This window comes from Rhizobium sp. NFR03 (assembly GCF_900111275.1).
In the GTDB taxonomy this organism is placed as follows: Bacteria; Pseudomonadota; Alphaproteobacteria; order Rhizobiales; family Rhizobiaceae; genus Ferranicluibacter.
In genome coordinates, this window is sequence record NZ_FOGR01000009.1 from 82,231 (window position 1) to 95,299 (window position 13,069).

The window sequence follows — 13,069 nt, forward strand, 5'->3', positions numbered from 1 at the left end:
GGCGGTAGACACACAGCAACGCTCACATTGTCACTTCGGCCGGGAGCTTATGAACGTTTTCCTGTCGAAGGTGGTGATCCACGTCACCCTCCACTATTGGATTGATTCCAACGCTTGGTGCCCCCGTTTGACGGCTGCAATGATCTCGTCTGGATCTGCTCTCCAGATGAACGGCTTTGGTTCCTGATTATGCTCTCTCACGAATCGGTTGATGGTGGCCTGGAGGTCAACGACGGAATGAAAGACGCCGTACTTGAGACGTCGACGTGTCAGTTTGGCGAAGAAACCTTCGACGGCGTTCAGCCATGAGCAGGATGTCGGCACGAAGTGGAAGGTCCAGCGCGGATGCCTTGCCAGCCAGGCGCGGACCTTCGGCTGCTTATGGGTCGCATAGTTGTCGAGAATGACGTGGACGGCCTTATCCTTTGGCAACTCCGCCTCGATGGCGTTGAGGAAGCGGATGAACTCCTGATGCCGGTGACGCTGCATGTTTCGGCCGATCACCGAGCCGTCGAGGATGTTGAGGGCGGCAAACAGGGTGGTCGTGCCGTGGCGCTTGTAATCGTAGGTCATCGTGCCAGCGCGGCCTTTCTTTAGGGGAAGACCCGGTTGCGTCCGGTCGAGTGCTTGGATCTGGCTCTTCTCATCGACGGACAGGACGATGGCATGGGCCGGCGGCGAGACGTAGAGGCCAACAACATCATGCAGTTTCTCGGCGAAAGCCTTGTCGTTGGAGAGTTTGAAGCTACGCCAGCGGTGCCAGCCCATGCTCATGCCAGATCTTGACGACCGAAGAGGCTGCAATCCCAACGACCTTGGCCATCGCACGAACCGTCCAGTGCGTTGCTTCCTGTTGAGGCGTCTCAAGCGTCAGTGCGACGACACGCTCAACGAGTTCGCCATCCAGCGGCGCAATGCCGGGCGGTCTGCTCTTGTCGCGCAAAAGACCATCAACGCCCTCAGTCATGAAGCGCTCCTGCCAGCGCCAGACGCAGGTTTTCGATTTGCCGGTTGCCTCCATGATCGCGACCGTTCCCGAGCCGTCGCCACTCATCAAGATGATCTTCGCGCGCCACACGTGCTTCTGAGCAGAGGTTGGCGCTGCAACAATTGCTTCCAAGCGGACCCGGTCCCCCGCAGCGACGTCAAATGTGATACCTGTACGCATACGATATCGTTGCACGATGAAGACCGAAAGGGAATCCCAACTCGGACTCCTTTGTTTCAATCAATCCACTAGAAGTGAACACTATTTGCATATGATTAAGTTCGTCGTCGTACGCATTGCAGATATTGTTATTCATATTGAGAAACGCCGTCCAACATAATGGACAGGCGAAATCATATCCAGCGGGCTGGGCATCGAGAGCGCGGATGTAGCAGGACCGCAGGATTAAGTCACTCATAGGTGCTATTTTTTGTTCCAAAAGTCATTTATGGGTGATATTGAACGACGTAGAAAGTCACATATAAGTGCTATGGATCAGACCGAACTCGCCCGAAAACACCTTGAGCGCAAGCTGTCGCCCCTTCGCTCCATCCCGTTGGCGCCGCCGGCACGCGGCTGGCTGCGCGCGATCCGCGAGGCGTTAGGGCTAACTGGCGCACAACTGGCGGCGCGGCTCGGCGTGGTCCCGTCAAGGATTCCGGCGCTCGAAAAGGCGGAAGTCAACGGCAGTACGACCTTGAAGACGATGCGCGAGGCCGCCGAAGCGATGGGCTGCACCTTCGTCTATGCCATCGTGCCGACCAAACCGCTGGATGAGATGTTGCGCGCGCGCGCGGTCGCCCTGGCCGATGCCGAGCTGGCGCGCGTGCATCATACGATGCGCCTGGAAGATCAGGCGTTGGATGCGCGCGACCTCGCCAGTGCACGGGAACGTCTGGTGGCATCCTATCTGAGCGGCAACCCGCGTCGTCTGTGGGACAAGGCGTGAGTGATCCTCTCTTTGACGACGAGGACGATGCCGCAACGCCGTTGACACCGGAAGAGCGGGAAGGGCTGATCCCGACCTATATCACCCTGCGCCATGAATTGAACGAGGCCGAGCAGATCGGCATCGAGGAATCCGACCGGTGGGCGTTCGGGCGCAGGCGCGACGTGCTGGACAAGCGTTTCTTGAAGGGGCTGCACAAGCGGATGTTCGGCCAAGTCTGGCGCTGGGCCGGGCAATACCGGACCACGGGCCGCAACATCGGTGTGGATGCCTACCGCATCGGCATGGATCTGCATCAACTCCTGGACGACGTCCGCTACTGGGTCGCGCATCAGACCTATGCAGCCGACGAGATCGCGGTTCGGTTTCATCACCGGCTGGTCGCCATTCATCCGTTCCCGAACGGGAACGGCCGCCATGCCCGCCTTGCGGCCGATCTGCTCGCGGTCCAGCTTGGCGCGGCTCGTCTGACGTGGGGCCGGGCGAACCTGATCGAGCCGAAGGAAACCCGGCACGCTTATGTCACGGCCCTTCGGGCAGCCGACGAACACGACATCGCGCCACTTCTCGCCTTTGCTCGAACCTGATGCTGCTCGCCATTGGAGAGACGAACGCTGTCGAGGGCGGGGGTGGGGAGTTTGAGGCGGGCAGAGGGCCTCAAAGCGGTCCGGCGCGCTCGATGCGCGGCGGACCGCTTTTACCGCTGCGCAATTCCCGGCCCGCGTAGAGCCCGGGGCGGCCACGCATCCGCATCGATACCGACTGCCTTCCAGCGGATAACCGACGCGGGGCGAGTTCGAACCCGCCCCGCCTGAAGGTCAGGCAGCGACCCTGACACCCTTCAGTTCGGCCATCTTTTGCGTGAGGGTCCAGAGGGCACGGTTGAGCTTCACGTCCTGATCGATGCCCTTTACCTCGCGTCGATACCCGGTGGGGTCGGCCCTGTTCGTCGCGGGCGATACTGTCAAATCGCTTCCAAGGACGACCCCTTTTCGCGTCCAATATTGACCCCCATTTCGGCATGGGAATGTGACGTTTGACCTTGGTTCGGTGCTGTATGGTGCTGTGTGCGACCCTGGCGCGACGTAGGGAGGGCGTAGCCCGACCGAAGGCGTGTCAGGGTCGCACGCGTTTGTCAGAAGCCCTGTCTGACGACTATGCTGTTGGGCTCAGGAGCGGTTCTTAAAACGCCAGCTCTGGTTGCCGGTTTCGACAATGTCGCAGTGGTGGGTTACGCGATCGAGCATGGCGGTTGTCATTTTGGCATCGCCAAATACGCTCGGCCAATCTGCAAAAGCGAGATTGGTGGTGATCAGCAGCGAGGTGTTTTCGTAGAGTTTGCTGATCAGATGGAACAGCAGCTGGCCGCCGTGCTGGCTGAACGGCAGATAGCCGAGTTCGTCGATGACGATCAGATCGTAGCGCAGCAGATTTTCGCACAGCCGGCTGCTACGACCTGCGGCCTTTTCCTGCTCCAACTGATTTACCAGATCGACGAGGTTGAAGAAGCGGCCCCTGGCGTGTGCGCGTACGACGGCTGATGCCACTGCAATGCACAGATGGGTTTTGCCGGTGCCGGTGCCACCAATAAAATTCGCGTTGCGCCTGGCGTCGAGAAACGCACCGGAGGCAAGTTCGCGAACGAGCCCTTCATCGACCGGCGTATCGGCGAAGACGAACTTGTCGATATCCTTGAGAACCGGGAACTTGGCCGCAGCGATGCGATAGCTGATGGAGCGGGCTTGCCGGTGTGTCCGCTCCGCGCGGATCAGACTCGCGATGAGAGGATAAAGTTCGTCGCGCCGGGCAAGGCCCTTGCCGGCGATTTCGTCAAAGCTGGCACGCATGCCGTAAAGCTTCAATTCGTTCATGGCATCCAGGATATTATGGCGTTCCATCAGGCTCTCTTCCTTATGGCATCGTAGCGGCCGCAGTCAGCGACAGGTTCTATCTTCAGACGAAGCGCGTCGGGGGTGGTGACGCTGGGCGGCGGCGTGGGCTGCTGTCTGCGCGCCAGAACGGCAAGGATCACATCGCCGCTGGCGACGCCGGCTTCCAACGCCTCAGTGCAAGCGCTCTCGACAGCGGCAATGCCATGATCGAGTACGGCACCCAGGACCTTGACGAATTGCTGGTCAGCGTCGGCATGGCTCTTCAGTTTTGCACGGACCTGGGTCAGGGCGAGTGGTAAATCCGAGTCCTTGAAGGGTGCGCCATTGCGCAAGGCACCGGGCTTTTTCATCAAAACCGGCAGGTAGTGCCAGGGATCGTAGACGATCTGGTCGCGCCGAAAGCATCGCGGATGATCCGCGACGACATCCTCGCCCAAACGAACAACGACGCGTTCGGCGTGCGAGCGCACCAGCACCATATGTCCTGCAGCCCGCGCATCGACGCTATAGCGATTGTGATCGGCCATGATCAGGCACGTGGTACTGGCCCTGACAACCTTCTCGACAAAGCCGTCGAAGGGACCGCGCAGATCCATCAGGCTCGCCCGTTCCTCCTCGAACACGTCGAAGATCATTCGAGCCTTGAACTCGGGATGCGAGGTCCGCCTGGCGTAGGCGATGCACTGATCTTCCAGCCATGCATTCAACTCGGCGAGACTTTTACCCGCGGCTTGGGACGGAACATCTAGTCGCGTAGATTGCCGACCTGGTTTTCGACCTGACCCTTCTCCCAACCCGATGCAAGCGTGCACGCAACAGGCTCCACCAGATGATGCGAGCACATTTGTAAAAAGCGGCCATTATATCGGCGCGCCTTGCCGACGAAGATCGCCTCCACCGCCGTCTTCATATTGTCGTAGATGCCGCGCCGGCAGACACCACCATAAAACTGGAACGCCTTGTCATGAGCGTCGAACACCAGTTCCTGTGTTTCCCGAAAGTAAACCCGCACGAACGGCATGCGGCCGTGCGACAGCTTCATGTGCGCTGCTTTAACCGTCACAGGCAGCCCCTGAAGCGTGATCGTCTCGTGGCTCCAGTCGAACTGGTAGGCTTCACCAGGCGCAAAACTCATTGGCACATAGGCATGCACCGGGACACGAGCGCGTTCGTCGCGCCATGCCTTGGCGAACCGGTGAACACTGTCATGCGCGCCGTCGTATCCGCGGCCGCGCAACTCCTCGAATAGCCGTTGTATCGAACGGCGTTCACGCCTCGGCAGCTTCGCTTCCTTCTCAAGGATCGTTGTCAGATCCTTGATCCAGTCTCCGAGCTTCGGCGTCGGCTGAACACCACGCGCGTAATTGAACTCGGTCTTCTCGCCTCGTACAACCTTGCGAACCGTCTCGCGCGAAACCGACAGCGTGCGCACGATCTCCTTGATCGTTCGCCCCTGTTCGAAATACGCACGCCTGATGTCACCAATTTTTTCCACGCAAATCATCCCCGTAAGCCCTTCCCGGCCAATCGGGGCCAAAAGGAAAGGACGCTGACACCAATCGTCAGAGGGGATGGATATTGGACGCGAAATCCCCCCTCAGGGGGCCATTATTGCAAGCGAATTTACAGCTGATTTTTGCAACGTTGCGAAACAGGTAAATCTGCGACCTGCTCTGAGGGCTCTATAGACCGGCAGCTTTAGTCAGGTTAATGCGGAAACGATCACGTCGCCGCTGATATCTGCGAGTCATTTCAGCGGATACGTGCCCCAACTGTTTCTGTACGTAGCGCTCATCGACCTCGGCCGAGGAGGCAAGACCCGCGCGCAGCGAGTGCCCGGAGAACTTCATAGCCCGCTCGATTTCGCTGAGATCGCCGCGCACACCGGCAGCCATCGCCGCGCGTTTCACCAGTCGCGCCACTTCCCGGTCGTTGAGACGATCCGGCCCGACGGCCTTGCCCTGTCCCGTCACCCGGCGGAACAGCGGCCCATGAACCAGCTTTGCAAACCGGATCCAGGTCTCCACCGCCACGACCGGGCAGGTGGCATCCGACGAGCCCCGCCCGATCTCCACCTCGCGCCATCCGGTCTTGCCCCTCAGTGTCACGAGCATGCCCTGATCGAGGATCTCGATCCAGCCGCGCCCATCGTCCGTCTGGTCGGCTTTCAGATCCAGCCCGACGATCTCGGAACGTCGCAGGCCGCCGGCATAGCCGATGAGCAGCATGGCGCGATCGCGCAGGCCGCGCAGCGTGCCGCGATCCAGCGTTGCGATCATGGCGATGATATCGTCCGCCAGCACCGCCTCTTTTTGAACCGGAGGTTTGGCGTGGCTCTTGCGGATGCCGGACAGGACCGTTGCGATGTGACGATCCTTGCGATCGAGCGCAAGACCGCGCTGCGCATAGTTCCACGACAGGGACGCCAGACGCCGCTCGATCGTCGACACGGCATTCGCCTTCATGCCGCGCGTTGCGGTGCCAACGGCACTGCCCGAGGCGCAGGCCGTGATGTAGAGGCCGACGGTCTGTGGCTGCGGGGGGAGGGGAGACAGGCCGGATCGACGGCACCAGGCGGAAAAATGCCTCCAGTCGGCGGCATAGGCTTTGCGGGGCCGAACTGGCGGCTTCGACGTAACCGCGCGCACGATCGGCAAGCCCTGCAAGATGAGCGGGCGACCGATCCGCATCGGCGGGGGAGGGCAGGAGGCTGCTGCCCGACTCATCCGGCGCGGACAGAATGCTGCTGGGCACCGAACCCGGAGCGGATAACTCCGCGATGTGATTTTCGCTGTTCTGCTCGATGATCTGGGGCATTTTCACATTATGAAGAAGATGTCCGATAAGTGACACGTATCGATCGAGTAGTATGCTGCGAACGGGCGTAGTCGGTGCCGTGCGGATTAGGTGTACCAAAACTACGCCATCGTGGCTGCGACAAACAACCTTGTCCCGTGTAGAGTAACAGACGACCCCCTATTAAGGGTCGTCCTGCAGCAATAAAGTCATGGGCCTGGCAGGGAGACCTCAAAACTCTTCCCAGCTCTCCTTCATAGCTGCATTTCCGGAAAACGCGCCAGCTACCTTCACGGCTAGTTTTTTTGCAGGCGACTGGACCGGACGATGAGCCGGCATCGCGGCCATCACGGCAGCTGTCTTCCGAAGAGCATTTCCGAGCTGGAATTGAGAAATGAGTTCGCGCAGTCTGCCGCTCTCGCTGGCGAGCGTCGCACCTGCGGCACTTGTCTCTTCCACCATGGCTGCGTTTTGCTGTGTAACCTGGTCCATCTGGTTCACGGCCGTATTGACCTCGGCCAGTCCAACGGATTGTTCGCGTGCAGATGTGGCGATGGATTCCATGTGCTGGTTCACTGTGACGATGAAGCCCTCGATCGTCTTCAACGACTGTCCCGTCTCGCTGACCAGCCTGACGCCGTTCTCCACCTCGGTGGACGAGTTACGGATAAGATCCTTGATTTCTTTGGCAGCCTTCGCAGACCGCTGTGCAAGCTCACGCACTTCCTGCGCCACCACAGCGAAGCCCTTGCCTGCCTCTCCGGCACGGGCGGCTTCCACGCCTGCGTTGAGCGCAAGCAGGTTTGTCTGAAATGCGATTTCGTCGATGACACCGATGATGTTTGAAATCTCGTTCGACGACTGCTCGATCTTCTGCATCGCATCGACCGCATCTGCGACGACCTTTCCCGATTGTGCGGCACTTTCATTTGCAAGAACAGCAATCTTTCGGGCTTCATCGGCACGTTTGGAGGAGTTTGCCACGTTTACGGTAATCTCGTCGAGGGCAGCTGCCGTTTCCTCCAGCGCAGCAGCCTGCTGTTCCGTGCGTTTGGAAAGGTCGTCTGCGCTGACGCTGACCTCGCGGCTACCATTATCGATAGAGCCTGTCGCATCCGCTACGGCGCGAAGTGTACCTGCCAGTTGCGCAACGGCAGCATTGAAATCCGTGCGGAGTGCCTCGAAATCCGCGGCAAATGGCGTTTCAAGCTGGAACGTGAGGTCACCGTTCGAAAGGTGCTTCAGGCCTTCGCCAAGTCCCGTCGTTGCCTGAGCCATTGCTTCTGACCGAGCGCGATCGGCATCGGCCGTGCGCATCCGGTTGCGTTCAGCCTCTCCGCGCATCGCGTCTGTCTCGACCGCCAGCTGTTCTGCTTTGACGCCGTTGTCCTTGAAGACCTGTACGGCTTTAGCCATCCCGCCAATCTCATCTTTCCGCTCTGTTCCATCTACGTTCGCTGTGAAGTCGGACGTCGCCAATCGCGCCATAGCCGAGCCAAGAGCCTTGATCGGTGACACCATCCAGGCGCGAATTGCGAGGAAACCACCAAGCATGACAACAGCGAGCCCCAGCAGCGAGCCGATCATGGACTTTACCACTGTGCTTATGGAAATTGCGGACAGCTCGGCGTTGACTGCGTCAGCCTTGTCTTTCGTGGCGTTCGACAATGTCGCGATCGCCTGCGTCAGTTCCGGAAACAATGGCTGACACTCGGACAAGAAAAGGTCCTGGCTCGTTTTGATGTCCGCTTCGGATGTTGAGCGAGCGGCACTTTCGATTGAGGATCTGCAGCCCTCGTTCAAAACCTTCAGGACCTGATCCCTTAATTCCACGAAGTGTTTCTCTGATGGCATAGCAGCGATAGCGGCGTCGAAGGCCGATGTGATCGTTACCTTCGAGACGCTCAACTCATCGAGAGCACGCTTATTCTGTTGGTCGGAGCGCGCCACCGCCATTTCCGAGATATCAGCCCGAGCCGTTTGAAACGCTCGATTGGCTTGCAGCAACTTCTGAGAAGCAACCACTTCACCGACCATCAACTCTGAATATCGCGCATCGACATTGAGGATTTGCGTTGAGGAGTAGGCAACAACACCTAAGATGAACAGCCCAAAGGCCGCCATGATCGTGAGGAATTTTCCGATGATGGAGATATTTTGCATGACAAACTTCCCGATAAGCCAGCCTGATTGAAGGACACGCGGATCCCGGGAAGCAAAATCATCATGCTGGGGGTCTAGATGCAGACATCATATCTGCTGAGGTAAACGTTCACGCAACTCGCTGGCGTTGACGTCCAGCCCTTGAATTACATTTCAGAGAATTCGATTAAAAGAAAATGAAAAAACCCATCTTTTGGGACTTTTATCTTATTTTATTTCGAAAGACGTCGCTCTATTAGCGATTCTATTTAGCGCGCAAAGAAACCGCTCCTGCAGTTGTATTGCAGGGCAGCGATAGTCATCAAAACTGGCGCGGGCCGCTTACATCCAGCCACGTATTCATGCGAACGACCTAGCGGAGGTCAGTTGAGCTTTCCCACGCCGTTTTGTCGAAGTCCCAACGCAAACGACATTGCATCAGGCTACCTGTCGGATTCCTGTCGCCGCCCGTTCACGAAGTTTGCGGTTTGTCGTTCGTCACTGACCGGCGGTTCGAACGTATGTTTCCCAGTCCGATCGCCTTGGCTAACTCAGCACGCCTCGCTGCGTAGGCAGGAGCGACCATGGGATAGTCTTTTGGTAGACCCCACTTCTCGCGGTAGGCGTCCGCCGTCATCCCGTATTTGGACATCAGGTGCCGTTTCAGCGACTTGAACGGTTTTCCGTCCTCAAGGCTGATGATGTAGTCATCCTGGACCGATTTGCGGATAGGAACTGCAGGGGTCAGCTTCCCAGCAACGTCGGGAGCAACAGGTGTCTGAGCTTGACCCAGCGTCTTTAAGGCGCTGTAGGTCTGTGCGATCAAGACTGGCAATTGCGCCGCGGGAACCATGTGTTTTCCGACATAGGCGGCAACGACACGTGTCGTTAGAACGATGACTGGATCATCGACAGACGGGTTCTCAAGCATAGGCAGCTCCGAAACAGCATGTAGCGCGTTTCCGATAGCGCTTCTATTCAGGCCTTAGCAAGTGGGACGCAGTTTATTTGTTGCGGATCCAAGACCGACAAATGGTGACTTAGGACCGTAGGGAAGAAAAATGACCATCGAAACGGATCACGAGTACCGGTGGCTCGTCTTGATACTGCTAAAGTCGCCAAGTCTTCGAATGAGTATGGTAACTTGCATTTAACCAAGCTGGCCGCTTCACCCGTGATTTTGGACGTCGATTGCACTACCTGCGGGGCTGCAAATGGGGTGGCATTATGGGACAAAGCATATCTTCCTACCTGAAGCGAGTTGGCGAAGTTCGATCGGTGCGGCAGATCCACGCCATCGTGTCGGCTGTATCCGCCGATCCCGCCACCACATTACAAATTCATAAGGCGAGCGGTGCTTTGCTCAGGAAGCTCGACCAGATTATTGACCTACCCATTGCGAAGGCCGCGTTTCTTGCGTCGATCTGGCGTGATTTCCGCTACTTGAGCGGTCTTGTTGAACAGGAGCACGGGGAGCTGAACCTGATCGCCGTTGGGGATCGCGCCAGGCAGCCGCACGTCCAAAAGTATGACCACGCATTGGACAGAATAAGTACCGATGGGGAACTGACCCAAACCGGCTTCGCCAAAGGCTCCGACTTTTGAGAAGTTGAGCCGTTGTCATGGTGGTTTGTCTATTTCCTCAGTTCGGAAGCGGGGGGTAATAATCCTGGTCTGCCGTTGTCGGTGCAACGGAGAAAGACACGCCGGTCTTCTTGTTCAGCAGGAACTCGGGAGGTGTTTTGCTGGTGACGATGATCCGGACCCATTCATAAACAATCATAGCTCTCAGCGAGGCAAAGGGTGAAGAAGTCACTTCGCAAAAATGCATGAAAGCGATGCCAACAGCACTGTGACGGATCCGGGGCACTCAGCCAGGTAGTTGCGCATTTAACAGCTGAGAAATAGCGGTGACGAGCTGAGCTTCCGCGAATGGCTTACCAAGCAAGACACTTCCTGGAACGCCATATGCAGCCCATTCGTGGCTGCTGTCCGCTGTCATGTAAACGACAGGTAAAGTCGGACACAGCTCGCGGGCATGCCGAGCTACATCCCAGCCGGTCATTTTCCTGTCGCCCAGTCTTATGTCAGTGATGAGACCAGAAAAGCGCGAGATATCTGCGTCAAGCGCTTTCAAAGCTCCGTCAACAGTAGATTGAACTGAAACAGTATATCCAGAGCCCTCTAAAACGTCCTCAAGGAAAATGTGCAACAGCGCCTCATCTTCTACGACCAGTAACAAAGGATGTTCCACGCCGACTTTCTCCTGTTTGCTCTTATCAGGGTCGGCAATTACGCAAACAGTGACAGGATAGATCACATAGCTGGAAGGCCGTTAAACGTCTCTAGTCAAACCTGCTGAAGAGTAGCCTCGAATCCGCCTCTTTTGATAACAGCGTAGCAAGGCAGTTCGTATTCAACTTAACCAATGGCTCTACCAAGTCCGACGATGACGCTAATCGGACTTGAAGTCTGACGCATGAATCCTTGTGTCACTAGATCGAGGAAGCTGAAGATTCGCTATGGTCCGATTAAACCTCATAACCTTGCTGCCTTGGTAGGTTCACTCGGAACCGATCCCGCCGCCGTTGATATCTGCGGATCATCTCAGCGGAGGCATGGCCGAGCTGCCTCTGCACATAGCGTTCCTCGACTTCGGCCGACGAGGCGAGACCCGCGCGCAGCGAATGGCCGGAGAGCTTCTCAGCCCGCTCGATCTCGCTGAGATCACCGCGAACATCGGCAGCCATGGCTGAACGCTTGACGAGACGTGCGACTTCGCAGTCGTTGAGGAGATCCGGCCCGAGACCTTGCCCTGTCCCGTCACCCGTAGGAACAGCTGCCCATGACCCAGCTTTGTAAACCGGATTCACGTCTCGACCGCCATGACCGCACAGGTGGCGTCGGGTGATGTGTTTCGGCCGGCGTAGGGGCTGCATTATTGCCTGCCTAAGCCAGCAGACTTCATGGAAGGTGCGCCTAACTGAGCCTTGCTATGCTGCCTGAGCAGTGGGCAATGGGATTGGCCGCTCGTTACCCGCGTCTATCCTCCATCCAGCTGGTCAGGCGTTCTCCGGCCATTCGGTATATTTCCACCCGATCTCGGCGTGGCGGGCGCTGATCGAATGCGTTTGTCAGTCGCAGACCGTCCCGATAGCCCAGAGCCCACCGTGTATCGACAGACCTGCGAGAGTAGTCGAAGGTCTTCATCCCGATCTCGTCTTCGTTCTCGTAGGACAAGACAACGATGTCGATTTCAGGACCGCGCCCGTTCGCAAGCCGGCGCTTCATGGCGTTCAGGGCATGTTCGCTTTGCTTGGCAAAGACGAGGTCTGTTCCACGGCCGAGCGCAGAACCGAGCGAGCGCTGAGCTTTGCTTCGGGTCGAGAAGAGGTCGACGCAGATGCACGTTACCGCGCCGGGCGGTGCTTCCGCGAACAAAGCGGCCAGCGGAAGATTGGCGGAGACGCCGGGATCGATGAGTTTGCGGCGATTGATCTCTACGGGCGGGAAGAAAACAGGCAATGCGGTGCTTGCCATGATGTGGTCAACGCTCAGCGCCGAGCAGCGGCTGTCGAACGTGATATCCTCCCCGGTCTCCTGATCGATGGCTGTTACGGCAAGCGGGACGCCAGCGGATTCGCCGATGAGCCTGAAATCGACGAGACGTTCCAGAGTGTCGCGTTGGGGCTGAGTATCGAAGAGGCTGTCGTCAGGAGCCGCGAAAGGAAGCGTCGACCACAGTCCCGGAAGCTTTGGCCTGTAGAGTGTGGGGCGTCCGGTCAGCAGCGCCTGCAGCGTCGAGCGGCTCTTCTCCGACGGAGCGGCCGGGGAGAAACCATCGTCGGCCGTCGATTGCCAGAAGTCCAGCAGGCGTGGCATCCGCTGCTCGGGAACGTTGCCGGCTATAATCGCCCCGTTCACGGCGCCGATCGACGCGCCGGCGATCCGTGCGGGCTCGATGCGATGTTCGCTCAGCGCCTGAAACACCCCGGCCTGATAGGCACCCAGAGCGTTGCCGCCGGAAAGGCAAAGCCAGACCGTCATTCCGATCGGCCTGCAACAGCTGCAAGGCAGCCGGGATAGCCTTCCGCCAATGTGACATGGCGAGCGACAGTACGGTCGGCGGGCATCGTGCCTCCTCTTCAATGCAAGATCTCGTCGCGAACTTTCTTCAGCGCTTGGTGTTCCGGCATGCCTCCCCATTCGACTGCAAGGAACTTCGCCGGCCCACGGAGGTTCGCAGGATCTTCGGAAGGGATCCCTGCCGGGTGGATGACCGAAACGATGTTCTGGCGCCCG

General features: G+C 58.2%; 9 protein-coding genes and 4 pseudogenes. 3 read left to right on the forward strand and 10 right to left on the reverse strand.

Annotated elements, in window-relative coordinates:
- Window positions 1–93: 93 nt before the first annotated feature.
- Window positions 94–1,168, reverse strand: a pseudogene (locus tag BSG19_RS21385) (IS630 family transposase).
- A 310-nt stretch (window positions 1,169–1,478) separates the two neighbouring features.
- On the opposite strand from BSG19_RS21385, the gene BSG19_RS21390 reads away from it, so the two are divergent.
- Entirely contained in the window at window positions 1,479–1,937 is a 459-nt protein-coding gene (locus BSG19_RS21390; RefSeq protein WP_244529365.1) for a mobile mystery protein A, read from the forward strand.
- Window positions 1,934–2,524: a mobile mystery protein B gene (locus BSG19_RS21395; RefSeq protein WP_092990042.1), complete on the forward strand. Its 591-nt coding sequence runs from the start codon at window positions 1,934–1,936 to the stop codon at window positions 2,522–2,524. Before BSG19_RS21390 ends, BSG19_RS21395 begins: the two co-directional genes overlap by 4 nt.
- Window positions 2,525–2,755: 231 nt before the next feature.
- On the opposite strand, the gene BSG19_RS25825 is transcribed toward BSG19_RS21395, so the two are convergent.
- From BSG19_RS25825 to BSG19_RS21420, 6 genes and pseudogenes are all read right to left on the reverse strand, one after another.
- Entirely contained in the window at window positions 2,756–2,905 is a 150-nt protein-coding gene (locus tag BSG19_RS25825) for a hypothetical protein (protein WP_210185408.1), read from the reverse strand.
- A 201-nt stretch (window positions 2,906–3,106) separates the two neighbouring features.
- On the reverse strand, window positions 3,107–3,835 hold the full coding sequence (gene istB / locus BSG19_RS21400; protein ID WP_092990043.1) for an IS21-like element helper ATPase IstB: 729 nt from the start codon (window positions 3,833–3,835) through the stop codon (window positions 3,107–3,109).
- Window positions 3,835–5,333 (reverse strand): annotated as a pseudogene (gene istA, locus BSG19_RS21405) (IS21 family transposase). Before istA ends, istB begins: the two are co-directional and overlap by 1 nt.
- Window positions 5,334–5,511: 178 nt before the next feature.
- A pseudogene (locus BSG19_RS21410) lies at window positions 5,512–6,646 on the reverse strand (site-specific integrase).
- Window positions 6,647–6,856: 210 nt separating this feature from the next.
- Complete coding sequence (locus BSG19_RS21415) at window positions 6,857–8,788, reverse strand: methyl-accepting chemotaxis protein (protein WP_092990044.1); 1,932 nt, start codon at window positions 8,786–8,788, stop codon at window positions 6,857–6,859.
- A gap of 451 nt (window positions 8,789–9,239) precedes the next feature.
- Complete coding sequence (locus tag BSG19_RS21420; RefSeq protein WP_092990045.1) at window positions 9,240–9,698, reverse strand: Ros/MucR family transcriptional regulator; 459 nt, start codon at window positions 9,696–9,698, stop codon at window positions 9,240–9,242.
- A 296-nt stretch (window positions 9,699–9,994) separates the two neighbouring features.
- Between BSG19_RS21420 and BSG19_RS21425 the strand changes: the two genes are divergently transcribed.
- Window positions 9,995–10,372: a hypothetical protein gene (locus tag BSG19_RS21425; protein ID WP_092990046.1), complete on the forward strand. Its 378-nt coding sequence runs from the start codon at window positions 9,995–9,997 to the stop codon at window positions 10,370–10,372.
- A gap of 265 nt (window positions 10,373–10,637) precedes the next feature.
- Here the strand turns inward: BSG19_RS21425 and BSG19_RS21430 are convergent, their stop codons facing one another.
- The 3 genes and pseudogenes from BSG19_RS21430 to BSG19_RS21440 all read right to left on the reverse strand — a co-directional run bounded on the left by BSG19_RS21430 (window position 10,638) and on the right by BSG19_RS21440 (window position 12,814).
- Window positions 10,638–11,021 carry a response regulator gene (locus BSG19_RS21430; protein ID WP_092990047.1) on the reverse strand — a complete coding sequence of 128 codons (384 nt, stop codon included), beginning with the start codon at window positions 11,019–11,021 and terminating at the stop codon, window positions 10,638–10,640.
- Between the two features lie 277 nt (window positions 11,022–11,298).
- Window positions 11,299–11,678: pseudogene (locus tag BSG19_RS26465) on the reverse strand (integrase); the annotation flags it as partial.
- A 122-nt stretch (window positions 11,679–11,800) separates the two neighbouring features.
- Window positions 11,801–12,814: a patatin-like phospholipase family protein gene (locus BSG19_RS21440; RefSeq protein ID WP_170866065.1), complete on the reverse strand. Its 1,014-nt coding sequence runs from the start codon at window positions 12,812–12,814 to the stop codon at window positions 11,801–11,803.
- Window positions 12,815–13,069: the final 255 nt, after the last annotated feature.

What these genes read in the sequence shown, in the direction of transcription:
- BSG19_RS21390 (WP_244529365.1), top strand. Translation starts at nt 1,479, where the DNA reads ATGGATCAGACCGAACTCGCCCGAAAACACCTTGAGCGCAAGCTGTCG.
- BSG19_RS21440 (WP_170866065.1), bottom strand. Translation starts at nt 12,814, where the DNA reads ATGACGGTCTGGCTTTGCCTTTCCGGCGGCAACGCTCTGGGTGCCTAT.
- BSG19_RS21415 (WP_092990044.1), bottom strand. Translation starts at nt 8,788, where the DNA reads ATGCAAAATATCTCCATCATCGGAAAATTCCTCACGATCATGGCGGCC.
- BSG19_RS21420 (WP_092990045.1), bottom strand. Translation starts at nt 9,698, where the DNA reads ATGCTTGAGAACCCGTCTGTCGATGATCCAGTCATCGTTCTAACGACA.
- istB (WP_092990043.1), bottom strand. Translation starts at nt 3,835, where the DNA reads ATGGAACGCCATAATATCCTGGATGCCATGAACGAATTGAAGCTTTAC.
- BSG19_RS21425 (WP_092990046.1), top strand. Translation starts at nt 9,995, where the DNA reads ATGGGACAAAGCATATCTTCCTACCTGAAGCGAGTTGGCGAAGTTCGA.